Source organism: Paenibacillus sanfengchensis (assembly GCF_036864765.1).
Lineage (GTDB): Bacteria > Bacillota > Bacilli > Paenibacillales > Paenibacillaceae > Fontibacillus > Fontibacillus sanfengchensis.
Map to the genome: position 1 here is coordinate 310,912 of NZ_JBAGJC010000007.1, position 24,342 is coordinate 335,253.

A 24,342-nucleotide genomic window follows, 5' to 3' on the forward strand; every position below is an offset into this window, starting at 1 on the left:
AATCTTTCGGTTTGTCTTCCGAATGGCCTTGATATCTTTGAAATATTCAATTTTAATATTGGTGAAGCACTTGAAGGTTTTACTTTAGGTTTGAGGTGAAGTTTCAATGGATGAAATATATACTCCTCTTCAAGCAGCCCATGCGTTGAAAGTAAGTACGACAACACTAAGGAGATACGAGGATCAGGGTCTCATTCCCGACGTTCCCAGAACACCCAGCAACCGCAGATGCTACAGCCCCGTTCACATACAGGCGTTTACGGCGATCAGAGCTTTACTGCGCGGCTTTGAAATACCGGTTGTATTTGAGGTAATGAGGAAAATAAAGCATGGGAACGTAGATCCTGCACTTTGGTTAGTCAATCAGCAGCTGTATCGTCTTCAAATGGAGAAACACAGGGTGGAAGAAATCATGAGCATGATCCGAAACGCCGATTTTACCAAATACAACAACGTAAAGGTTACGGACGCCATGACCATTGGAGAAGTAGCGGAAATTGCCGGGGTCAATCCATCGGCGATCCGCCATTGGGAGCAAGAGGGATTAATTGCCTCGAAGCGAAATAAGGAGAATGGGTACCGAATTTTTACGACGGCAGAACTTAAAAAAATCATTGCAATCAGCAGCTTGCGGAAAACGATCTACTACATCGAAAACATGAAACAGCTGTTATACGAGCTGGAGACACAGGATTTCGCCAGGGTCGAACGCTCCTTTCAGTTCGCTCTGCAAAAATTGAACAGCCATCTAACGCTGGCGTTTCAAGGGATTTCGGAGCTTATGAAATATATTAGCTTCTATCGCGCGTAAGCCTCCCGTTCGGGGAGGCTTTTGAATTGCGCCGATAAAATGTGAGTTGCGTATGATCACGGCTCGTTAACATTTTAACTTCCCATGATGGATATCGGCGGTCTCCACTTGAATCGTGGAATGCTCAATATGAAAACGCTCCTCCAGGATATGAATCGCCTTCTGCAGAATGATTTGGTTATCTTCACCGTCTCGAACCAGCACGTGACAGCTCAGTGAATCGAAGCCGGATGTAATTGTCCAAATATGAAGGTCATGGACATCCTGGACCCCTTCAATCGCAAGCAGCGCTTCCTTCACTTCGCCCTGATCGATGGCGGCAGGCGTCCCCTCCATCAGAATGTGAATCGTGTGAGAAATAACTCCCCAAGCGCTCTTCAAAATCAGGAGCGCCACAAGGATCGAGATGATCGGGTCAGCCAGGTACCATTTAAAAACCATCATTACGATTCCCGCCAGAATAGCGCCTACGGAACCTAAGGCGTCACCTAGAACATGGATATATGCGCTGCGGAGATTCAAATTATTCTTCACATCTCCTTTTCGCATCAACGCGATGGCACTGCCGACATTGGCGAGCAACCCGACAGCCGCGATAAGCATCATGGACCCGCTGGCCACTTCAGGCGGACTATTGAACCGCTGTACGGCCTCCCATACGATAAATCCCGCAATGATAAACAGGACGATACCATTGAATAACGCCGTCAAAATTTCAAAGCGGTGAAATCCGAAAGTCCGCTTGGCCGAAGCTGGTTTGGACGAAAACCATAAAGCGACCAGGCTTAACGCAAGGGCGCTGGCGTCGCTAAGCATGTGCCCGGAATCGGATAGGAGTGCAAGGCTGTTGGTGATCAGTCCGCCAAAAAACTCCAGAAACATAATGCCGAACGTAATCGAGAGGGCGATGGCCAACCCTTTTTTATTGCCTTCCCTGGCATGATCGTGATGATGATGGCCGTGGTGCCCATGGTGATCATGTCCATGGTGTTGGTGCCCGTGATGAGAATGGTTATGCATAATGGTTACCTCCTTCTCTAATGCTCACAATGGTTAATCGCTTGATGCAGCAGTGAAATGACGTGATCGTCATCGCAGCTGTAGAACAGCATATTGCCTTCTCGCCTCTTCTTCACTAACCGCCTATTCCGCAGGAAACTGAGTTGATGCGACACCGCGGATTGCGACATGTCCAGCACCTCGGCAATATGGTTGACGGAGCATTCCTCCTGCGAAAGCAAATACAACAGCCTAATCCGCGTCGGATCCGACAAGGCCTTAAAAATTTGCGAAACCGACTCCACTTCCTCTTCCGTTAAAAATGCATGTTCCTTCGCTTCCAATGTCATCACAACCTTCTTATGTATTATTTTATATATGATCATGTGCTCATATTTGCATTATGAATCGTACTCCACAATTTGTCAAGACTTTGTTCCACAAAAAAAAGCCCGAATATGCCGGGCTTAAAACCACTATGATGCAACTAGGATTCCGGGGTCGCCTATGACAGCTTGGCCTCGGCCGCAGCAAGGCAGCTGCCGATTTGTTTCTCCCACGTATGGATCTTCTTTTGCGATTGATTTACCTTGCCCAGCTCCGCGTACATGATCGTCATCTGGGCCGCCGCCATTACCGCGTTTCCTTTCTTGACCGCGACGCGGTAGAGTTTCTCCGCCGCCGACTTGTTCTTGTTGGTCCGGCTGATCAACTTGTTCTCCGCAGCGATCTGTTTCTTTACGGGCTGAATCGGGGCCAGCGCCGTTCTGATCTCCTTGGCTTTGGCCGCAGCCTGCTTCTTGGCCGCCGCAAGCTCCGATTTCCGGTTCGCGATATCCTGCTTAGCCGCGTCTACCGAAGGCTTCAGGCTGTTCCTCTTCAAGTCAAGCAAGGCGGCCTTCTTGGAATCCTTCGCTTTTCTTGCTGCCGCGGCCTGCTTAGTCAACGTCTTATATTGGTCCAACGATGGAGCGTGTTTCTTTTGCGCCTGATCATAGCTTGCCTTGAGTTGGTCGATTTTCGCCTTATCGACATTTTTAATCTTGGCCTGAATCGCCTTCAACCGCTCGTTGTTTTGCTTTCTGAGAGTCTGCATCTCCAGCTTCGCCAGCTTGATTACACTCTCCAGTGCGGAGAAACTGTCATGCAGCGTGTCCACGGTCAGCAGCGCATCCTCCCAGCTATCCGCCTTCGCTGTTGACAATCCGGTGCCCGACAGGACGGCCAACGCCAAGACGATCAGCAGCGTGAACCTTAAAGCCCTCCGAACTATACTCTTCCTCAAATTCATCCGTACCACTCCTTCGTAAAATGGGTTAATGTCATAACAGGGTTCCCCAAAAGCAAAAAACACCCCGCAAGACAGGCTATCCAGCCAATCCTGCGAGGTGCTTCTCTCGCTTGTTCCGTTATGATTTAAAGATAATATACCTGAAAAGGGAATTCATGTCAATCTTGTTTGCGAACGTACATTCTTCTATTTGCCGTATCCGAGTTTTTTCAACTGGTCCAAAGCCGAATCCATATAATTTTTATAATTGAATGTGCTTTCAAGCGTACTGAGGAATTGATCGTACTGGTCCAAGCTGCTTTTACCGTATACGAATTTGATCATTTCTTCCTCAACAAAACGGTTGGCATCCGCCGCATTGTAACCGGGCGGGCTTTGCACATAACCATCGAGCGTCTGAATTCTCGGCAGGTTTGCCTCAAATTCAATGTATTCGGCTTGGCCGGCAAACTTCGTTTTTAAATACTCCGTCTCCTCCCGCCCGGCAAATTGATACAGCCACGTAAATCCAGCTTCCTGTTTGCCTTTGTCGGTAATCACTAATTGCTCGCCATTCAGTGTATAATGAACGTCCTGCAGACCGAATTGCACCAGTCGGCCGCCTTCCGGCGTTGCGAGGTAATTGATAAGCTCCAAGATCTTGTTCAGTTTCTCCGGCTCCTTCTCCAGCCGTTTCGGAATGGCCCACAACCCGCCGGTAGCACCGATATTGATGGAATTGGAATTCTGCGTCCCATCCGGTCCTTTTGGCGGATTCAGTTGAATCCATTCGGCTTTGGGATTGGCCCCTTTCCATACCGCCACCTGATCGTCTTTAATGATCTGCGCCCAGTCCAGGTTGATAATCCCCACTTTGCCTTGAAACGCTTTGTCTTTCGCCATCGTCCCTTTGTTGCTCACGACCTCCGGATCGACGACTCCGGCATCCACAAATTTTTTAATGGCCGCCAGCGCCTCTTTCATTTTCGGGTGATACAACGTATTCGTTACTTTACCGTCTTCCACAAACAGCTTGGAACCCTCATAAATATTGGTAATGCCATAGGCTCCGAAAATGGGATCAAAAGTTTGAAAATTGGTGCCCGTTATGCCAAAAGTGTCATTTTTTCCGTTCTGGTCCGGATCCTGCTCCGTGAACGCCTTCGCTACGGCAAGCAATTCATCCACGGTCGTTGGCGGCTGAAGCTTCAAATTGTCGAGCCAATCCTTGCGGACCCAATACGTGTACGAGACCGCCTGCCCCGCCTTCGGCAGCGCATATTGCTTTTCCGATACAAGCCCTTTCTTGATCACATCGCTACCGGCAAACTTGGTGTAATCGGGCATTTTTTCAAGGTATGGTGTCAAATCGAGCAGGCTGCCCGATTCCGCCAGCTTCTGCAAGTGTGGCTTACCTGTCACCATAAACAAGTCAGGCAGGTTGTTGGAAGCGGCGAGCACATTAATTTTGTTCTCATAATCGGCTTGGTCCCCCACTAAGGTTTGCGACAACTCGATGCCCATTTTGGCGTCCAGCTCTTTTTTAACAAAATCGTCGGCCGGTAAATTTGTCCCCCAGCTGATTTGGGATGCGTTGATCTTTACGGGACCGGAGCCCTTTGTGCCTTCGGAGCCATTTCCTTTCGCTCCCTCCTCCTTTCCTCCGCACGCACTTACTAACGTTGCTGCCAATACGAAAGCTAAAGATAATGACCAAATTCGATTTCTTTTCATGGATCGTCCCACCTTTACATTGTTAAAATACCGCAACCCGGTTAAATCTCCGGCGACGCGTCCATTACCCTTTCACTGCGCCCAACAGCATTCCCTTGGTAAAATGCTTCTGAATAAAAGGATAGACCGCTATGATCGGAAGGCTGCCGGCAATGACCGCCGCCATCTGCATCGCAGCCGTCGGCACAGTAATTTCCGCCTGCAGTTCGCTGGACTGCGTCAGAAGCAGCATATTTCGGATGACCACCTGAAGCGGATTCAAGTCCGTATCCGTGATGTACAACACCGCCGAGAAAAAAGAATTCCAATGCCCCACCATATAGAACAAACCAACGGTCATCATAGAAGGCAGCGACAGCGGAACAGCCACCTGCCATAAGATGCGGAATTCCCTGGCCCCATCAATCCGTGCCGATTCGAATAGTTCTTCCGGCAATGTCTCAAAGAAACTTTTCAAAATGAGCACGTTAAACGTAGCGATCGCGCCCGGGATGATCAAGGCCCACAGCGTGTTGAGCATGCCCAGCGACTGGATTACCAGATAGGTTGGAATCAAGCCGCCGCTGAACAGCATGGTGAATACCATGTACAGCAGAAAAAAAGTACGTCCCGGCAAATTTCGGCGGCTGAGCGGATAAGCGGCCAACGTGGTAAAAAGCATATTGACGAGCGTGCCGCCGACCGTAACGATTACAGTCACCAGCATCGATCGACCCAGCGCCGGGTCCGCAAAGATGCGTTCGTAAGCCTCAAAAGAGATTTTTCGGGGCAGAACGATAAAACCTCCGTTTTTAACCACCTCGCTGTAGGGGGTCAGAGACATCGAGATCACATAAAGCAACGGAAAAACAGCGGCAACGGCAATCAGAACCAAGATGACATATATAGCGGCATTGAACCATTTATCCGACCGGCTGCTTACCATATGCTCCCCCCCCATCTTTTGGCCAGCTTGTTTGCCCCTAGTACCAGAACGAACCCGATCGCCGATTTAAACAGTCCGACGGTCGCGCCGAGGCTAAAATTCATTTGCTCCAGGCCGGTCCGGTACACCCAGGTATCGATAATATCCCCGACCTCGTACACTCTTGGGTGATAAAAAACAAAAACCTGTTCAAAACCTGCGTCCAAAACGCTCCCGATCCGAAGAATGAGCAGTAAAATAATCACATTGCGGATCCCGGGCAGCGTAATATGCCAAATCATTCTCAGCCGGCTGGCCCCGTCCACTTTGGCGGCTTCAAACAGCGTAGGATCAATACTGCTGATCGCAGCCAAATAAATGATCGCCCCCCAACCGAGATCCTTCCAGATTTCCGTCAAAACCAGGATGCTGCGGAACCACTCCGTCCCGTTCAGAAAAGGAATAGCGTTCCCTCCCGTCTCCGTGATCCAGCGGTTAAGGAGGCCCGTAGTTTCCGATAAGAAAGCGATGGAAATGCCGTAAATGACGATCCAGGACAGAAAATGCGGCATGTAACTCAACGTTTGTACCCAGCGTTTTAGCCAGCCCACGCGGCATTCGAAAAAGACGATAGCCAGGATAATCGAAGGAAACACGCCGAACAACAGCTTGTAAAGACTGATTAACAGCGTGTTGGTCAGAAGTTGCGAGAAATAAGGGGATTCAAAGAACATTTTGAAATGCTTGTTCCAGGGATCCGCCCAAGGGCTCCCGAATATTCCCTCGGCAAAATTGTAATCCTTAAATGAAATCACGACCCCATACATGGGAAGATATTTAAAAATAAAATACCAAATCAGACAGGGTAACAACATGAGGTATAGCGCTTTCATCTTCCAAATGTCCGCCGTTAGTCTGCGCAGCCGCTGTCCGGGGATACCCCCGGCGGGCTGGGGCGAATGGGCTTGTAAATTGACGTGCTGTTTCATGCTCACCATCTTCCTCTCCGTTATATACTCCAATCATAACGGAGAGGTAAGAGGATCGATATTGCCATTTCTCAGCAGTGTCATGCACATATTTCTGTTTTTAACCGTGATGTGTTCTATTCATTTATCGCGGGTGTGTTTCTCCAAAAGGATCCTGCGCGGCAAGGGAGAATTTGACGGCATCCGCAATCGTTGTTTCGTCGCCCGCCGTCCGGAGGGTTACCGATCCCCCCGACCCTTCTCCAAACCGGTACTTCCCGAGCCACACCCACTGGTTATCGTTTTGCGTCTGGTTGACGGTAATTCCGGCCTCGCTTCCTTCTTCATGAGTGATCTCCACGGCCGCTTTGGCGGTCCGATTCGGTGAAGCGTTCCAAAGCATATAGACATTGTACTCCCCGGCCTGCGGCAGGTCTGGGACCCATGTGGCCTGCTTTCCGGCCGCTCTTCCGTCATGCATATAATCCTCCCCGTACCTGGAGGCGGAGTACGTGCTGCTCTGCCATCCACCGTCCACGGAAAAGCCGGAATCCCGATTATCCACGATGATGTCCACCCGTTGATCCGTCGGCGTTTCCACCCGAATCTCTCCGGAGGGCTCCGATTCATTTCCCAACATGTTCACGGCGGTCAACTTGTAGTAATAGACCGTTTCAGGCTCTATCCCGTCCGAATCCAAATGGTTGTCGCCCTGCAGCAAATAAGCGATCCGGTTTGCCTGCCCCGGTTCAAAAGTCGGCTCGGTCGAGCGGTAAAGGTGATAGCCGGCGATATCTTCATCCTCCTGCGCTTTCCAAACCAGTTTAATTTCTGCATAAGATATCGCCTCTGCCTGAAAATCCCGCGGCGTTTCCGGCGGCGTCCCATCATTTGGTTCGGTTTTGGCGGAAATTTTCGAGGCTTTCGACAAATTACCGGCCAGATCTACTGTCTGAACGAAGTAGGTATATTGGGTCTTGGCCTCCAGACCGGAAAAGCTGTATGAGGTTCCGTAAGTCTCGGCCAGGATCTCCCCAGCCGCGTTCGAAATGCGGTAACCGCGAATGCCTGAGCCCGAGTCCGTGCTCTTGTCCCAGCCTAAATCCAGAAACGTATTGCCCTTGGCTATTATTTCCAAGCTTTTCGGCGGTTTTGGCGATTTGTCGTCGTTAAATTCGGGAAGCCGAATGGGTCTGCCCGGCTCGCCGTACAGGATGCCCGTACCATTGGTGCCGACATACACGCGGCCGTGTACCTGCATGTCTCCCGCCATACTGTTCGGCTCATTGCCGGGGAATGGGTCGGAAACGCTGACCTTTACCCAGGTTGCCCCCATATCATCAGAACGATATATGGCTTCGTCCGGAAAACCCGAGACCTTACCGAAGACAAACACCGCCGGATTCAACCGACCGGGAGCCGCTTTACCGAAGCTGAAGAGGTACGCCTGCTCCACATGGTCCACTCGGTCAAATCGGCTGCCGCCGTTGCCGGAGCGATACAATCCTTTGTCATTCAAGCTTACCCAAACCTCTCCCATCATCCCGGGAGCCGCCTGGACATGATGCCACGGGTTTTGCTGTGTGGGTAACTCGGAGACCGTCTCAAACGATCTTCCCCCATTTGCGCTGCGGAAGAAGCTCCCGTTCCTGTAATCATAAGCATAAAACACACCGTCTTTTACCTTGTCGGAGGCCAGCGGCTGATAGTAACCGGCAAAAATATGATCTCCCGTAATCATGTCTCCCGGTAAACCGGCGCTCTTCATCCAGGAGTTTCCAAGGTCCATCGTATAATAGACGGAGCCTTTCTGCGGCATCCACACTACGTTATTCGAGTAAGTGGCCGACACCGCTGTTTTCCCGCCCTGAACTCCTTTGAAAGGAAGTGCGCGAAACGCCGTGTAACTGCTGCCCCCATCGGTGGAATACCCGCCGCCGCCTGGATCGCTCCGGCCGTCGCCGTTCCATCCATACGTGCCGACACGAACGACAAAATCAGGCCGGGATGCGGAAACGTCTATACCGGTGGTGGTCAGCTCCTTGATGCCGCCGGATGACGTAAAGTAAGTGGACTCCGGAAAGCTTTCCAGCGAACGATGGTCGAAGCCTCCATTATCCGCGATGCCGCTGTGCAGAACCCGGCTACCCTGCGGCGGGCTCACGAGATTCGCTACATTGACTACCGTCTCCAGCCCCTTGGCGTAATTGCTCCATTGGGAGGGGGCTTTGTTCACGTCTTCCGTTCTCCAGGCGTAATACCAGTCCGTCATCCAAACCCGGCCCTTGTGGAACGGATCGAAGGCCAGAGCGGACGTGGCGGATGACCAATGCCAGGAGGGCATCCAGGGGACAAGCGAATTCCGGCTGATCTGCAGTTTGGCCCAAGTGGCTCCGCCGTCGGTCGAGCGATAAATCGGATTGCCGTGCGCATCCTGCCGGCGAGCGGCCAGTAGCGTATCGGAATCCGCCGGGTCCACCGCGATGGAACCGAACGGTTGGCCCGAGTCCGCAGGAGGCGTCATATTCGTCCATACCCCGTCCTTAAATTTGGCCAGTCCCTGTCCATGAGCCACATATAAGGTACCCTCTTTCGAAACGGCGGCACGGTTCGGCTTTTGCGGACTGCCGGGCAGTAATGTCCAGGTTTTCCCCGCATCACGGCTGACATAGACGCCATAATTGTACGCACCCGCGTAAATGACGGAACTTCTCGCTCCCTTGGTTCCCGATGACGGGTCGAACTGGACAAAGCTGATGCCATACGGCGCATTCTTCAGAGAAGGAAATGACTCAACCCGCATCCAGCTCCCCTGCTCGGCCGCCTTCACGCTTCGGAACAAACCGTCATAACGGGACCCGAAATAAACGATGTTCCCGTCGTTGGGATCCACGGCCAACCTTTCCCCGGCCGCGCGATTTTGTCCGTTGGACGACATTCTTACCCCTTTGCCCCCGAGATTCAACCCGGTCGGAGACCAGGTTTCGCCCCGGTCGGTTGATTTGTAAATGTCGCTGGGCGTCAAGTAATCGTACCTTCCCAGAGCGGCATAAACAACATCGGGGTCGGACGGATCAATAGCGAGGCTTTCCCCGCCATATAAATTGGCATGTTGACGGTCCGCTTCGCCAATCAGCTGTTTCCAACTGCGGTTTTCTTCATTCCAGCGAAAAATTCCGCCCACGTCCGAGCGGATGTAAACCAGATCCGGCTCCTGCGGATGAATCACGATCCCGGTGATATAACCTCCGCCGCCGATCGGCACCTGCCCCCAGAAATATTCACTTTCTCCCGCATCCTCACTATCCGCTGCGACGAGCGGGGACGGCCCCATAAAACCGCCCGAACACAACGAAAAAATCACCACGAACAACAGCAGCCCTTTGATACGCTTTGATCCAAAGCTCCCTTGCACCTGGCACCCCTCCATTACTCTTTTTTTGTTAAGCGCTTACAAAGGCATGATATCAGACCCTTTTTGGGGCCATAATCAACAAATCTGTCTTGCTGAATGAACGAATTACACTTTCCTCCCCAATTACCCGTTTTTTTTGCAAAAAATAGAATAACCGGGCTCATTGCCCGGCTTCCTCTCTTTTTAAAGTAAGACGGTATTCACTCGGCCGCAGCCCCGTCCACCTCTTAAAAATTTTGAAAAAGTAACTGGGGTTGGCAAATCCGCATCTTTCGCCGATTTCCGCCACCGTCAGGTCCGTCCGCTCCAAATACCCCTTGGCCTCCTGAACACGGACCTGCTGAAGGTAGCCGATGAACGTTTGGCCGGTCTTCTTTTTGAAAAGTCCGCTTAAATAATTCTCATCCATATTCACTCTTTGGGCCATCGCTTGCAACGAGATGTCCTCGTCATAGTGCTCGAGCACATAGTGGATGACCCGGTTAACTTCTTTATGGTCCGTTTCCTCCAAAGCCGGCGTGGTCCTTCCTTTGGAATACTGGATCATCCGGTCTGAAAGGGTATCCAGCAAAACTTGATGGCGGGAATAAAACGTCATTTCTTCCCCACCGGGAAGAATCGGCTTGCGGCTAATATGAGCGAAAAGCCGTTCCAATCGTTCGGCCGTTTCTTTCACTTGTACCATCGGCAGTTGATGATTTTCCATGAAAGCCCACAACTCCGTAAGCTTATCCGCACATTCGTTCACCGCAGCCTTGGCGAAACTGCGAAGGATCTCCTGCTCCCACTCCCAAGGAATCGCGGGATATTCGTCCTGCCGATCAATCCGATATCCGTTGTGAACCACTGTCCGGCACCCGTGATAATAGATTCGGTCAAGCTCCCGCAAATTTTGGGCCCATTCCCCTGCGATATCGTCCGCCGTTTTATTGTCCAGATAAACCGTACGGCACACCCCCGCAAATTTTTGGGGATCGCCGCTCAGCTTCTTGGTTAATGAGGCGGAAGCGGCTGCATCGCTGGGGCAAATCAACAACGTACTGACCCCCATCGCCCGGAACGTCATAAGTCGGTACGAGCCTGGCCCCTCATTAGCCAGCATTTCCCGCACTTGCTCGCAAGACACCCCCTTTTCACGCTCTAGCCAAGTCAGCAAAACAAGTCTGGTACCCAGCTTGTGCATGCTTAACTCCGCTAATTTCAACGCTTCCATCGACGATAGCGTCTTGCCGCAAGCCTTCTTCCACAAGTAAGGAAGGCGTTCCTCCAGACTGTCCCACTTCAGCCTGGCCTCTTCTTCGACTTTTCGTTGAAGGCGGCTCTTTACCTTGTTTAACGCTTCCAGCAGCTTATCATCATCCATCGATAATTTCAAAATATAGCTGGAGGCTCCGTACTCCAATGCCATCCGGGCATACTCAAACTCACCGGCACAGGTCAGCATGATAAACGCCGCCTCATTCCCCCTTTTTCTCGCCTGCTGGAGCAGCTCGATACCATCCATATACGGCATAAGCACATCGCTGATCACAATGTCCGGCGACAACGTCTCCATTTGCTCTAGAGCTTCCAAACCGTGGGCGGCCTCCGCCGCGATCGTAAAGCCGTGTTCCTCCCAAGGAATCGTGTTCCGGATCGTTCTTCTCACAAAAGGCTCATCTTCCACCAGCAGGATACTCCACATGTTGGATGCCCTCCTTGTCATAGGGTGAGGATATAAGCAGCGGAATTTCAAGCACCGCCAGCATTCCCGGATTGGCTGGAATCAGCTCGAGGCGAGCTTCTCCTTTGTACAACAAGGCAAGGCGCTCCCTTAGATTGCTGATGCCGATTCCCCTTCGCCTTCCTGAGGAACGCAAAGACTCGGAGGCGGCGGGGCCCTGCCCGTTATCAAGAATCTCCACTTTCAGTTTTCGGGAATCCCGTGTAACCCGTATGGAAATGCGGCCGCCTTCACGCATATGTATCAATCCGTGATGCAGCGAGTTTTCTACCAGCGGCTGCAAGCTGAGTTTGGGAATTAACGCGTAATCGAGCCCTTCCCCGATCTCGATCTCCGACTGAAAAGTATGATCGTACCGGAAAGATTGAATATAAAGATAGGACTGGACGAGTCCGATTTCCTCTTTTAAATGGACCAGATCTACCTCGGTATTCAAACCGCATTCCAGCAGCCTGCCCAGATTCTGGCAAATCTCATAAGTTCCCGTATCCCCTTGGCTCCGCGCGTTCCACTTCAACGTATTTAAGGTATTCAGCAAGAAGTGGGGATTCATTTGCGACATCAGAATTTGAAAACGCAAAGCTTCTTTTTGACGTTCCTCCGCCCGCAAAGTGGCGATCAGCTTACGGATATCATCGGTCATCTGGTTGAAGGACCTGGCCAGCTCCCGTGTCTCGCCTTTATATCCGGACTCCTGCAGATGAAGATGCATATATTGATCCGCCATTTGCGTCATTTTCCGCTGCAACTGACGGAGCGGACGCAGAATGGAGGAAACGATGGCATAAGTGACCAGCATAAATACGGCCACCGTCAGCAGGAAGGAAAAAACGACCTGCCGTTTCATGGACCAAACATTCCCCGATAACGCCTCCAAAGGGAAACGGTTTAACATATACCAGTTCATATTGGGCATGTAAACTCCATTATACATGTATTGATCCTGATGATCTGTGAAATACCGGCTTGGATTCTTTTTGAATGCGGGCAGCATCGTTTGCATATGGTCCGCTTCCGTTTCATCCGCTTCCAACAGAATCGGCTGCCCATCTCCATCCAGCAAATAATAATTCTGCTTGATTAAAAATCCCCCCGTGATGGAGTCCATCCAGGATTTGATATCCAGGCTGATACGGATGTAGCCGAAGGTATCCCCCTGGGGTGTTTGCAGTTTGCCGTACAGGGAAAAGAGCTCCGAGGGCGGAAAAGTCTTCTCATACCTGTCTTCCGGCGCATGAACCGCCCAGAAATAAGGCTCTTCTGAAGACAGCAGCCGTTGAAAGGTAGCTCCGTCAAAAAGCTGCTTTGTTCCCTCCGGACTGCCTTCCTGATACATCTCTCCCCCTTCCATCGTCCCCACGGTCGCCTCCTCCAGAGACGTATAAACATGGCCTGAAGCATCGGCTAATGTGATATCAACCGGGACGACCGCGTTCATAAGGCCTTGTTTAACGCTTAATAAGCGGTTCTGTAAATATAGACGGCGCTCCTCCGTTATCGGTTCCCCCGGTGTACGGAGCATTCGGACGACCTCGGGATCGCGTTCCAGTTGAAGCATCGCCCCGAGCACACCGATCCGAAGATTCTCCAGACTGTTCTTCAACGAATCCAGCTGCTCGATATTCTGCTCCGCAATGTTGTCCTTCATCATCGTCTCCAGCCGGGAAATACTATGAATTTGCACAATGGTGGCCGGGATCAGCACGAACAGCAAAATGGAGATAAACAGGCGATGCTTCAGACTGAGACGGTTTAATAGGGCCATGTTCCAGTTCCAGTTCCAGCTCAAACTCAATTCCCCCTGCCTATATAAGCGGAACTATTGATTGCATGAAAGGCAGCTGTGTGAAATGCTCTATAGTCTTTAACCTGTGTCGGTTAGAGCTAGTGTAACACAGGCACGGATATGGGACGAACGTATTTTTAATTACGGACCGTAACAACGAATCTCATACACTCCTGCGGCCGGATCCCCCCAGGTTGCCAGAATATTTAGCCGCAATTTAACGATGAAAATCGGCTTATCCAGTTTGTGGCGTACTTTACATTGAACGTTCCCTTCCACGTGAACCACTTCCCCCCAAGCATGGCCATCCCAAACCTCAATGCGGTAATCCCGCGCCGTTTGAGGGTCGCGGTAGAAAGGAGGATAATTGTGGTATTCCCGGAACAGATGGCCTGGAAAAGTCACCTCAATCATGCCGACGGTCCGGGCTTGTTTCCATTCCAGCTCCACCCACGGGGTCCGCGGATCCGCGGGATTCGAGCGCCACTGGTTTGTATTATCATAGGGACGAGTGATCCCGGTGAGCACATTTTCCGCAAGGAAGCAGGTTTGCGGCGGGGTTACTCTGTAGCTGAGCGTGCCTCCGTCCCGATAACGGCGCATCCGACCGTCCCCCATTTCGTATGCGGACGTATGCCCGGGGATGACGGTTCCCGCAATGTGCCACTCCACCGCGGGGCAAGGCAGCAGATCCAGACGCACATAGCTCCCCTGCTTCAAATGAGCGGTTTCTGCCGGAGATAAATTCCAGGGGATCCATTGTTTCTTCCCCGGAGGAATGACCAGCTCGGTATGGGCGAGTCTGGCCGATCCCTGGCTGCGGTAATCCCATAAATGATTTACGGCAACTAACTCCGCGGTCAAGATTTGCTCCTTATCCGAGCCATTGGATAAACAAACCGAGAGAGAGCGGATTCCTTCCGGACCGACGGCAATCCACTGCCCTCGCCGGTGGTTCAGCGGTTCATCCGCCTGCTGCCTCTCTTCCTTGTTGCCAAGGATAAAGCCTCCGGTGGCATCGGAGCTCTCCGGGCCGGCGCCTTCCACCGGTTCCGAACTGCTGGCCGTTACGCGGGCCTCCCTTGCCAAATCCTCAGGGTCACAGCCCCGAACATTCGGAAGAAAACAACCGTCGCGCAGCAGCTGCTGCTGCATCTTGGCAATACAACGGCCGGGAACTTCCGTCAGGCGGATATTATCCCGCAAAGCAATGGCCGCGGCGGTTCCGGCGGCCTGCCCCATCAAAGCGGTGGTGGCCATGACGCGAACCGTTCCTAAAGCGGCGTGCGTAACGCTAACGTTGCGCCCCGCCATCATCAGATTTTCCACATCCTTGGACATCAAGATACGCAGCGGAATCCCGTAAGGGCCGCAGTAGCTTTTGACCGCGTACTCCGAGGTTTCGGCGTAACCCTCCGCACTGGAAGGCTCCGCACTCCCCGCCAGCAGTCCTCCGGCGGTATGCAAATCAATAAACCACCCGCCGTAAGCAATTTCATCCGGAAACACCGTTTTGCCGGCAGGATCGTGTTCGGTCATCAGATAGCGTCCCATAATTCTCCGGCTTTCCCGTTTGCCCGGAATCTGGCCGATCCAGTCCAACGCCAGGTGGGCGGCGCGTTTTTTCAATACCGGATCCCGGTTTTTGATATAATCCCAGATCCCCAGCGTATGCCGAGTCAACTCATGCCTGATTTGTTCCTGGTCGAACACCGTATTCCAGGGTACCCCGATCTCAATCCACCAGTAGCCCGATTCCAGCTCATAAAAATGTCTCCCTTGATCGGCAAAAAAAGCGGGATCCTCATAGCGCACCGCCCATTCCGGAGCATGGAACCGAACCGGCCGGCCCATGTCCTTCGCTTTAAAGTGGATGGAACTGCCCATGGTGTCGCCGCTTGCGATCCGCGGGGCGTGCGGTTCTCCGAATTCTTCTCTGCTTTCGGTGCCCCATCTCCATTCGCAGCCCGCAGCATCCGCTATGACGCCATCTCCCGTGCAGTCCACGAAGATTTGTCCGCCGATTCTGAGTTCGGTCTCGGCTCCGGCGATCCTTGCCGTCAGGCTTCGGATCGTTTGCGATCCATCCATTTGTACCCCGGTGACCGTGGTGTTCAGATAGAACGTTAGATTTGGCGTGCTTACGGCCATATCATACAAGGTCATATCCCATACACTGTTGGTCCAGCCGTTCTCCCGAATCGTCTCGTGATTAGAAGCGCGTTCCTTAATCAACAACTCGGAAATGATACCGGTCTCGCGCGCATACGCATGAAAAGCCGCCGCTCCATGCGGCGTTACCCGAATTTCAGATGAACTGTTGCCGCCGAACACGGGCCGATCCCCAATCAGGCATACCGTAGCTCCAAGTCTGGCCGCGGCCACGGCGGCGCAAAATCCGGCCAACCCCCCGCCGCAAACCACCATATCGTAATTTTCCTGTTCGGATTGTATCACAGATTTTCCTCCATCCTCATTGAGCCATTCATTCTTTCTATGATTGTAGTTCAAGAGGGCGGAGACTTCCGTCAACAAATCTGTTCAATAGGGTGCACAAATTTCTTACACTTTGTAAGACTTGCGGTACTCTGAAGGGCGGATGCCCTTTTGTTTCAAAAATACCCGGCTCAAATAAAACCCGCTCTCATATCCGCACTGTTCCGCTATCGCCTCAAGTGTATCATCCGTCTCCTCCAGCAAAAGACAGGCCTTGCCGATTCGTAAAGCCGTTACGTACTCAAGCGGAGTCTGGCCTGTGGCGTTACGGAATCGCCTAATAAATTGAACCGGTGTCATTCCGTAGCGCGCGGCAACCTGCCGAATTTCCAACGGGGCGTCGGCTAGGCTTCTCAGTTCGTTTATGGCTTCCGCCATTCTTACATCGATCACGGCGGGTACGGTTTTTTTTACAATATCCTGGTAGGAGGCCTGCATACATAAATCACCAAATCCATAATTGCGCCACCGTACCGCCTCATCCTTCCCCAGGTTGTCCACTTCTCTCATGATCCGCAAATTTGAGAAGAACCGTTCCCGGTCTGTAAAACGGATATGACATCGGGAAGTTACAATCCGCAGCGTGTCATACTCCTCAAAATGGGCCAAGGTGTTAGTATGGTTAGACATCTCGGTGATCCGAAAAGAGACATAATGAAAAGAAACCGGTTTCAAGACTTCGCGTTTCAGCCATACCCCCGGCGGGCAAATCACCGCCTCTCCTCCTCCGGCTTCTCCCTCTTCTGAACCGACCGCATAGGAAATGCTTCCGCTTTCCAAGGCAAACATTACCCAGTCTTCGTTCCGGTCCCTCTCCAAAGCAAACTGACGCTTGAAATCCCAATACCGGTAACCCGTGACAGTTACACCTCCTTGCCCCAACCTTCTCTCACCTCTTTCTTTGAAATTTTGGATATGTATATTGTAATTCAAGCTATTTGTATAGTAAATATGCTTTATTATTATGAAATTAAAGATAGTTTGATGTAGTCAGTTGCTGCGTTCGATCTTAAAAAAGGAGTGTGTTCACAATGAGAAATGAGACCGTAACACCGGATATAACCGTCATCGGCGGCGGCCTTGCCGGTTTATGCGCTGCCATAGCCGCAGCTAGGCTGGGGAAAACCGTGGCTTTGGTTCACAATCGCCCGGTCTTGGGGGGGAATTCCAGCAGCGAAGTGAGGGTTTGGGTCTGTGGCGCAACCGGACATGGGGTAAATCGGTATGCCCGGGAAACGGGTATCATGGGAGAGCTGTTTCTAGAAAACCAGTTCCGGAACATGGAGGGCAATCCTTATCTATGGGATCTTACTCTTCTGGAGGCTGTGAAGGCGGAGCCGAATCTTTCCCTGTATTTGAATACGGACGTCCATGAAGTGGAGGCCGAAGGGCCGGAGAACGACCGAAACATCCGCAGTGTTACCGGCTGGATGATGGGCTCCGAACGAAGGATTGAATTTCGCAGCCGTTTGTTTCTCGATTGTACCGGTGATGGACTGATTGGCACGCTTGCGGGAGCCAAATACCGGATCGGCCGGGAGTCGAGGACCGAGTTCGGCGAACCTTGGGCCCCGGAAGAAGCGGATGCCATCACGCTGGGCAGTACGCTGCTATTCTATACGAAGGATGCCGGAGAGCCTGTCCGTTTCACCCCTCCTTCCTTCGCTACGGATATTACTCAGACCTCCATCCCGCTTCGGCGAATTATTCGCAGCGGGGACAACGGCTGCGCCTATTGGTGGATCGAATGGGGTGGCGAACTGGATACGGTCCACGATAATGAACGCATCCGGGATGAGCTTTGGTCGGTCATTTACGGGATCTGGGATTACATCAAAAACTCGGGAAAATTCGAATCCGAGAATCTGACGCTCGAATGGGTAGGCAGCCTTCCCGGGAAACGGGAATATCGCCGCTTTATAGGGGATTACACGTTGACGCAGCACGACATTTTGGCCCAGCGGCCTTTCGAAGACCGGATCGCGTTTGGCGGCTGGTCGATCGATCTCCATCCCCCGGGCGGCGTTTACGCTGAGGAGCATGGCTCCAAGCATTGGTTTGCGGATGGTATTTATCATATCCCTTACCGTTCGATTTATTCCGTTAACGTCAACAATCTCCTGTTTGCCGGAAGGAACATCAGCGCTTCCCACGTGGCTTTTGGCACAACGCGCGTAATGGCTACCTGCGCCATCCTGGGGGAGGCGGCCGGGACAGCCGCCGCACTGTGCGAGGCCAAATCCGTAACGCCGCGGGAATTGGGACGGCTTCATCTTGCCGCTTTGCAGCAGACGCTGCTTCGCCAAGATGCATCGGTCATCGGATTGAAAGCCGATGATCCCGCTGACCTGGCACCCCGAGCTGCCGTTCGCGCCTCGTCCACACTTTTCGCCTATGCGCCGTCTGCCCCCGTCGGGCGGGTTCCGCTGGAGGCGGACTTCGGCATCCTGGTTCCGGTGGATGGCCGTTTAACGGGTTTGGAGCTTTTAACGGATTGCTCGCAAGCCACAATACTGACCGCTGAGCTTTATCATACGGGCAAGAAAGAAAATTATGTTCCTCATGCCTTGGTTCAGACCGTTGAAATCCGTCTTCTCTCCGGCGAGCAAAAATGGGTTTCCGTTCCGCTGGATTGGACTCCGGAGGAAGCCTGCAATGCCTTTATCGTAATTAAAGCGAATCCGCATGTTGCATTATATACATCGGCCCAGCCTTTAACCGGCGTGCTTTGTTTCCGAAAAGGACAGACCCCGATCGTGTCTGCCGAATACGGTGACCGCCAGCCTCCCCAACCAGTCCAACAATGGAATGCCGCTCCTTTTTCCCGGCGCCCTCTTTGCTTCCGGTTACCGACGGGCCACGCCCTCGATCCTGATAAGGTTATTGACGGGTTCAGCCGTCCCTATGGCGGTCCGCACTGCTGGGCATCCGAACCGCTGACGGAGGGAAAAGCCGCCTGGATCGAGCTTCAATGGGAACAAGAGATTACTATACGGGAAATTCATCTTACCTTCCAGGACGATGTGAACGAGGATCTGATCAACCTCCATCATCATCGCACCCCGTTTCAAGTCGTCCCGGAACTTGTGAAGGATTACAAGATCGAAGTTCTGACGTCCTCGGGGAGCATCGAAGTCGTTCATTTCAAAAACAACAGGAAGCGGAAAAACATCCATCGGCTTGACCGCCCGATCCCGGCAACCTCCCTGAGGCTTATTATTGAAGCGACGAACGGATGCCCGCGAGCGGAGGTCGTCGAAATCCGCGTTTATCCTGCTTAATACCTGGCTGTGCGTTGCACAACATAGACTTACGCAAAACAACTCCCAAGAATGGTTTGAAGATGCCTGTAACCTTTCTTGGGAGTTGTTCTAATTAATCTTTCGTGTCAAGCCAGCCGGATTTCTTTCTCCATCACGTAATCATCCATGACATAACCATTTCCGATATCCGCTATCTGGGTGCGAACGGCCTTGAAGCCTTTTTTCGTATATACTGCGATCGAGTCGTCATTATGCCGATTTACCGTAAGCCAAATGAGCCCTAGCCCCCGTTGTTTGCATAACTCCACCAGAAACTCCATTGCCTTGCTGGCGTAGCCATTCCCGCGGTGTTCTTTTCGGATATAGAACTTGCTTAAAAAAAGCTTGCCCTCTTCCTCTTTAATACTTATGTAACCGGCATGCTCCCCTAGTGCGTTCAGGAAATAGTATTCATAGCCTTGATTTTCGATTTGCTCCGTAATAGCAGGCTTGGATTGGAACTTGTCCACCATATAATCAATCTGTTCATTGGATAAAATACAAACATAGTACTCATGCCATATTTCCGAGGCCAATTCCGCCAACGCCGCCATTCCATCCGCTGTACTTACTTTTTTAATGACTAAATCCATATGATCCACTTCCTTCATCCGTATTTCCTCTACCTTGTCAAATCTCAAAAATTTTATCATAAAGTTCAAGCTTAAACAAATAAACTCGTAACGACACCTAGCGAGCGGTTGCAAAGTGCGGAATGGTCAAATTCCTGCAAATCTGCAGGAATTATTGGAGTAGATGGCCCTTCTGTCCGAAATTCCTGCAAATCTGCAGGCTTTTTTTGTTGCTGGGGCTCCCTTCAAGAAAAAGGCCGAAAATTCCTGCACATTTGCATCCTTTTCGCTTTTCGGGGCTCAAACGTTCGGAAATTGTTGCAGATTTGCATCAATTTGTATTAGAGCATACAAAAAGAGCACCACCGCTTCATACGGTAGTGCTCTTTCTTCTTCGCTTGGCGGCGTCCTACTCTCCCAGGACCCTTCGGTCCAAGTACCATCGGCGCTGGAGGGCTTAACGGTCGTGTTCGGGATGGGTACGCGTGGAACCCCTCCGCCATCGCCACCAAACGTGTTCAGATGTTTGATCACCTGAAAACTGGATACGAAACGTATTTGCGTTTTAGCCCCTATTTGTTTTTCGGGGTCCCCGCAAAGTACTCGGAATCAGCATCGAAGCTGTTCTTCACTTTGTGGGGTGATTTTTTGGATAAGCCCTCGACCGATTAGTACCTGTCAGCTCCATGCATTGCTGCACTTCCACCCCAGGCCTATCAACCTCGTCGTCTTCAAGGGGTCTTACTAATTGGGAAATCTCATCTTGAGGGGGGCTTCACGCTTAGATGCTTTCAGCGCTTATCCCGTCCGCACTTAGCTACCCAGCTGTGCTCCTGGCGGAACAACTGGTGCACCAGCGGTGCGTCCATCCCGGTCCTCTCGTACTAAGGACAGCTCCTCTCAAATTTCCTACGCCCACGACAGATAGGGACCGAACTGTCTCACGACGTTCTGAACCCAGCTCGCGTACCGCTTTAATGGGCGAACAGCCCAACCCTTGGGACCTACTTCAGCCCCAGGATGCGATGAGCCGACATCGAGGTGCCAAACCTCCCCGTCGATGTGGACTCTTGGGGGAGATAAGCCTGTTATCCCCAGGGTAGCTTTTATCCGTTGAGCGATGGCCCTTCCATGCGGTACCACCGGATCACTAAGCCCGACTTTCGTCCCTGCTCGACTTGTCAGTCTCGCAGTCAAGCTCCCTTTTGCCTTTGCACTCTGCGAATGATTTCCAACCATTCTGAGGGAACCTTGGGGCGCCTCCGTTACTCTTTAGGAGGCGACCGCCCCAGTCAAACTGCCCGCCTGACACTGTCCCCGCACCGGATCACGGTACCAGGTTAGAACTCCGATACGATCAGGGTGGTATCCCAACGGCGCCTCCACCGAAGCTGGCGCTCCGGCTTCCTAGGCTCCCACCTATCCTGTACAAATCGTATCAAAGTCCAATATCAAGCTGCAGTAAAGCTCCATGGGGTCTTTCCGTCTTGTCGCGGGTAACCTGCATCTTCACAGGTATTAAAATTTCACCGGATCTCTCGTTGAGACAGCGCCCAAGTCGTTACGCCATTCGTGCGGGTCAGAATTTACCTGACAAGGAATTTCGCTACCTTAGGACCGTTATAGTTACGGCCGCCGTTTACTGGGGCTTCAGTTCATAGCTTCGGATTGCTCCTAACCACTCCCCTTAACCTTCCAGCACCGGGCAGGCGTCAGCCCGTATACTTCGCCTTGCGGCTTCGCACAGACCTGTGTTTTTGCTAAACAGTCGCTTGGGCCTTTTCACTGCGGCCCCCTCGGGCTATTCACCCTACCGAGGCACCCCTTCTCCCGAAGTTACGGGGTCATTTTGCCGAGTTCCTTAACGAGAGTTCTTCCGCGCGCCTTAGAATTCTCTTCTCGCCTACCTGTGTCGGTTTGCGGTACGGGCACCTTCACCTGGCTAGAGGCTTTTCTTGGCAGTGTGAGATCATGACCTTCGGTACTGTAAATTTTCCCTCCCCATCACAGCCCAGCCTTACGGTGTGCGGATTTGCCTACACACCAGCCTCACTGCTTGGACGAGCATCCATCAGCTCGCGTCACTACCCTACTGCGTCACCCCATCGCTCATAGCGGTTTACGGTGGTACAGGAATTTCTACCTGTTGTCCTTCGACTACGCCTTTCGGCCTCGCCTTAGGTCCCGACTTACCCTGAGCGGACGAACCTTCCTCAGGAACCCTTAGGCTTTCGGCGGATCAGATTCTCACTGATCTTTTCGTTACTCATACCGGCATTCTCACTTGAATACAGTCCAACAATCCTTCCGGTAAAACTTCAAACAAAATACAACGCTCCCCTACCCCTGATGCAAAGCATCAAGCCATAGCTTCGGTGGTGTGTTTAGCCCCGTTACATTTTCGGCGCAGAGTCACTCGACCAGTGAGCTATTACGCACTCTTTAAATGGTGGCTGCTTCTAAGCCAACATCCTGGTTGTCTGTGCAACTCCACATCCTTTCCCACTTAACACACACTTGGGGACCTTAGCTGATGGTCTGGGCTGTTTCCCTTTTGACAATGGATCTTAGCACTCACTGTCTGACTCCCGGTTAATCAGTCTATGGCATTCGGAGTTTGACTGAGCTTGGTAACCCTTGGCGGGCCCCGCACCCAATCAGTGCTCTACCTCCACGACTGTCCCACCGAGGCTAGCCCTAAAGCTATTTCGGGGAGAACCAGCTATCTCCGAGTTCGATTGGAATTTCTCCGCTACCCCCACCTCATCCCCGCACTTTTCAACGTACGTGGGTTCGGGCCTCCAGTGCGTGTTACCGCACCTTCACCCTGGACAGGGGTAGATCACCCGGTTTCGGGTCTACGCCTACAAACTAACTTCGCCCTATTCAGACTCGCTTTCGCTGCGGCTCCGCCTTATCGGCTTAACCTTGCTTGCAAACGTAACTCGCCGGTTCATTCTACAAAAGGCACGCCATCACCCCTAAATTGGGCTCTGACTTCTTGTAAGCACACGGTTTCAGGTTCTTTTTCACTCCCCTTCCGGGGTGCTTTTCACCTTTCCCTCACGGTACTGCTTCACTATCGGTCGCTAGGGAGTATTTAGCCTTACCAGATGGTCCTGGCGGATTCATACGGGGTTTCACGTGCCCCGCACTACTCGGGATCCGTCTCGGAGGGAGCACACTTTCGATTACAGGGCTTTTACCTTCTTTGGCGGGCCTTTCCAGACCTCTTCGTCTAATATGCTCCTTTGTAACTCCGTGTGAGACGTCCCACAACCCCAAGGGGCAAGCCCCTTGGTTTAGGCTAATCCGCGTTCGCTCGCCGCTACTGACGGAATCACTTTTGTTTTCTCTTCCTCAGGGTACTTAGATGTTTCAGTTCCCCTGGTCTGCCTCTTCACGCCCTATGTATTCAGGCATGAGTGACTGGATATTACTCCAGCCGGGTTTCCCCATTCGGACATCCCCGGATCAAAGCTTGCTTACAGCTCCCCGAGGCAGTATCGTTGTTCGCCACGTCCTTCTTCGGCTCCTAGCGCCTAGGCATCCTCCGTGTGCTCTTAGTAGCTTAACCAATCCGCTCCGGTTTTGCGCTGCCCTCTCCTCGTTCGTCGCTTACTGGCTTGCTATCGCAAGCAGCCGCGCACTACCTAAAGTTCGGTCATCCCAAAACCTTCGCTCTGTAGTCACTACCTTTATTAAACTTGTTAGACACAAGTTCAGCTAAAAGAGTTGTTTCTAAAACGCAAATTTCGTTTCGTTATCCAGTTTTCAAGGATCAATGACGGATGTTTTGTAACGATCACCTTCGGTGACGTTCAAAACTTCTGTCAGTTGAGAGTTGAACTCTCAAAACTGACCAACGAGTGAGTATGGTCGACTTCGCTTTGCGAAGCCATTTTATCCGGCCGCTTACAGCGGACCGAACTTTTTTTGAATGCTTCCGTCGCAGGAAGCGATTCTCCATAGAAAGGAGGTGATCCAGCCGCACCTTCCGATACGGCTACCTTGTTACGACTTCACCCCAATCATCTACCCCACCTTCGGCGGCTGGCTCCTTGCGGTTACCTCACCGACTTCGGGTGTTGTAAACTCTCGTGGTGTGACGGGCGGTGTGTACAAGACCCGGGAACGTATTCACCGCGGCATGCTGATCCGCGATTACTAGCAATTCCGACTTCATGCAGGCGAGTTGCAGCCTGCAATCCGAACTGAGACTGGCTTTTTAGGATTCGCTCCGGATCGCTCCTTCGCTTCCCGTTGTACCAGCCATTGTAGTACGTGTGTAGCCCAGGTCATAAGGGGCATGATGATTTGACGTCATCCCCACCTTCCTCCGGTTTGTCACCGGCAGTCACT

Annotated in this window: 14 protein-coding genes and 3 rRNA genes; 2 read left to right on the forward strand and 15 right to left on the reverse strand. The window is 52.0% G+C overall.

Going from position 1 to position 24,342, the window contains the following annotated elements:
- The first annotated feature begins 106 nt into the window (after nt 1–106).
- The gene (locus V4U84_RS17325; RefSeq protein ID WP_334077598.1) at nt 107–811 is read left to right on the forward strand and encodes a MerR family DNA-binding transcriptional regulator; all 705 of its coding nucleotides are present in this window, start codon (nt 107–109) and stop codon (nt 809–811) included.
- Between the two features lie 66 nt (nt 812–877).
- On the opposite strand, the gene V4U84_RS17330 is transcribed toward V4U84_RS17325, so the two are convergent.
- From V4U84_RS17330 to V4U84_RS17380, 11 genes are all read right to left on the reverse strand, one after another.
- Nucleotides 878–1,831 carry a cation diffusion facilitator family transporter gene (locus tag V4U84_RS17330; RefSeq protein WP_334074639.1) on the reverse strand — a complete coding sequence of 318 codons (954 nt, stop codon included), beginning with the start codon at nt 1,829–1,831 and terminating at the stop codon, nt 878–880.
- 17 nt (nt 1,832–1,848) lie between these two features.
- Complete coding sequence (locus V4U84_RS17335) at nt 1,849–2,160, reverse strand: ArsR/SmtB family transcription factor (RefSeq protein WP_416367261.1); 312 nt, start codon at nt 2,158–2,160, stop codon at nt 1,849–1,851.
- A gap of 155 nt (nt 2,161–2,315) precedes the next feature.
- Nucleotides 2,316–3,101, reverse strand: a complete 786-nt coding sequence (locus V4U84_RS17340; RefSeq protein ID WP_334074640.1) for a hypothetical protein — start codon at nt 3,099–3,101, stop codon at nt 2,316–2,318.
- Between the two features lie 186 nt (nt 3,102–3,287).
- On the reverse strand, nt 3,288–4,814 hold the full coding sequence (locus V4U84_RS17345) for an extracellular solute-binding protein (RefSeq protein WP_334077599.1): 1,527 nt from the start codon (nt 4,812–4,814) through the stop codon (nt 3,288–3,290).
- Between the two features lie 64 nt (nt 4,815–4,878).
- Complete coding sequence (locus tag V4U84_RS17350; RefSeq protein WP_334074642.1) at nt 4,879–5,739, reverse strand: carbohydrate ABC transporter permease; 861 nt, start codon at nt 5,737–5,739, stop codon at nt 4,879–4,881.
- A complete protein-coding gene (locus V4U84_RS17355; protein ID WP_416367262.1) occupies nt 5,733–6,707 on the reverse strand; it encodes an ABC transporter permease in 975 nt (324 codons plus the stop codon). The genes V4U84_RS17350 and V4U84_RS17355 overlap by 7 nt, the downstream gene beginning before the upstream one ends.
- Nucleotides 6,708–6,831: 124 nt before the next feature.
- Complete coding sequence (locus V4U84_RS17360) at nt 6,832–10,101, reverse strand: golvesin C-terminal-like domain-containing protein (RefSeq protein ID WP_334074643.1); 3,270 nt, start codon at nt 10,099–10,101, stop codon at nt 6,832–6,834.
- A 160-nt stretch (nt 10,102–10,261) separates the two neighbouring features.
- Nucleotides 10,262–11,785 (reverse strand): helix-turn-helix domain-containing protein, encoded by a 1,524-nt coding sequence (locus tag V4U84_RS17365; RefSeq protein ID WP_334074644.1) that lies wholly within the window; start codon nt 11,783–11,785, stop codon nt 10,262–10,264.
- Nucleotides 11,757–13,613, reverse strand: a complete 1,857-nt coding sequence (locus V4U84_RS17370) for a sensor histidine kinase (protein ID WP_334074645.1) — start codon at nt 13,611–13,613, stop codon at nt 11,757–11,759. The genes V4U84_RS17365 and V4U84_RS17370 overlap by 29 nt, the downstream gene beginning before the upstream one ends.
- Before the next feature lie 138 nt (nt 13,614–13,751).
- Entirely contained in the window at nt 13,752–16,067 is a 2,316-nt protein-coding gene (locus tag V4U84_RS17375; protein WP_334074646.1) for an FAD-dependent oxidoreductase, read from the reverse strand.
- 105 nt (nt 16,068–16,172) lie between these two features.
- The gene (locus V4U84_RS17380) at nt 16,173–16,988 is read right to left on the reverse strand and encodes an AraC family transcriptional regulator (RefSeq protein WP_334074647.1); all 816 of its coding nucleotides are present in this window, start codon (nt 16,986–16,988) and stop codon (nt 16,173–16,175) included.
- Between the two features lie 149 nt (nt 16,989–17,137).
- On the opposite strand from V4U84_RS17380, the gene V4U84_RS17385 reads away from it, so the two are divergent.
- Nucleotides 17,138–19,387 carry an FAD-dependent oxidoreductase gene (locus tag V4U84_RS17385; RefSeq protein WP_334074648.1) on the forward strand — a complete coding sequence of 750 codons (2,250 nt, stop codon included), beginning with the start codon at nt 17,138–17,140 and terminating at the stop codon, nt 19,385–19,387.
- 107 nt (nt 19,388–19,494) lie between these two features.
- On the opposite strand, the gene V4U84_RS17390 is transcribed toward V4U84_RS17385, so the two are convergent.
- From V4U84_RS17390 to V4U84_RS17405, 4 genes are all read right to left on the reverse strand, one after another.
- Entirely contained in the window at nt 19,495–20,001 is a 507-nt protein-coding gene (locus V4U84_RS17390; protein ID WP_334074649.1) for a GNAT family N-acetyltransferase, read from the reverse strand.
- A 375-nt stretch (nt 20,002–20,376) separates the two neighbouring features.
- Nucleotides 20,377–20,493, reverse strand: a 5S ribosomal RNA gene (gene rrf, locus V4U84_RS17395).
- A 135-nt stretch (nt 20,494–20,628) separates the two neighbouring features.
- Nucleotides 20,629–23,557, reverse strand: a 23S ribosomal RNA gene (locus V4U84_RS17400).
- 395 nt (nt 23,558–23,952) lie between these two features.
- Nucleotides 23,953–24,342 (reverse strand): 16S ribosomal RNA (locus V4U84_RS17405); the annotation flags it as partial.

Bases quoted from the DNA above. Each gene is read 5' to 3' on its own strand.
- V4U84_RS17325 (WP_334077598.1), top strand. From the start codon at position 107: ATGGATGAAATATATACTCCTCTTCAAGCAGCCCATGCGTTGAAAGTA.
- V4U84_RS17330 (WP_334074639.1), bottom strand. From the start codon at position 1,831: ATGCATAACCATTCTCATCACGGGCACCAACACCATGGACATGATCAC.
- V4U84_RS17335 (WP_416367261.1), bottom strand. From the start codon at position 2,160: ATGACATTGGAAGCGAAGGAACATGCATTTTTAACGGAAGAGGAAGTG.
- V4U84_RS17340 (WP_334074640.1), bottom strand. From the start codon at position 3,101: ATGAATTTGAGGAAGAGTATAGTTCGGAGGGCTTTAAGGTTCACGCTG.
- V4U84_RS17345 (WP_334077599.1), bottom strand. From the start codon at position 4,814: ATGAAAAGAAATCGAATTTGGTCATTATCTTTAGCTTTCGTATTGGCA.
- V4U84_RS17350 (WP_334074642.1), bottom strand. From the start codon at position 5,739: ATGGTAAGCAGCCGGTCGGATAAATGGTTCAATGCCGCTATATATGTC.
- V4U84_RS17355 (WP_416367262.1), bottom strand. From the start codon at position 6,707: ATGAAACAGCACGTCAATTTACAAGCCCATTCGCCCCAGCCCGCCGGG.
- V4U84_RS17365 (WP_334074644.1), bottom strand. From the start codon at position 11,785: ATGTGGAGTATCCTGCTGGTGGAAGATGAGCCTTTTGTGAGAAGAACG.
- V4U84_RS17385 (WP_334074648.1), top strand. From the start codon at position 17,138: ATGAGAAATGAGACCGTAACACCGGATATAACCGTCATCGGCGGCGGC.
- V4U84_RS17390 (WP_334074649.1), bottom strand. From the start codon at position 20,001: ATGGATTTAGTCATTAAAAAAGTAAGTACAGCGGATGGAATGGCGGCG.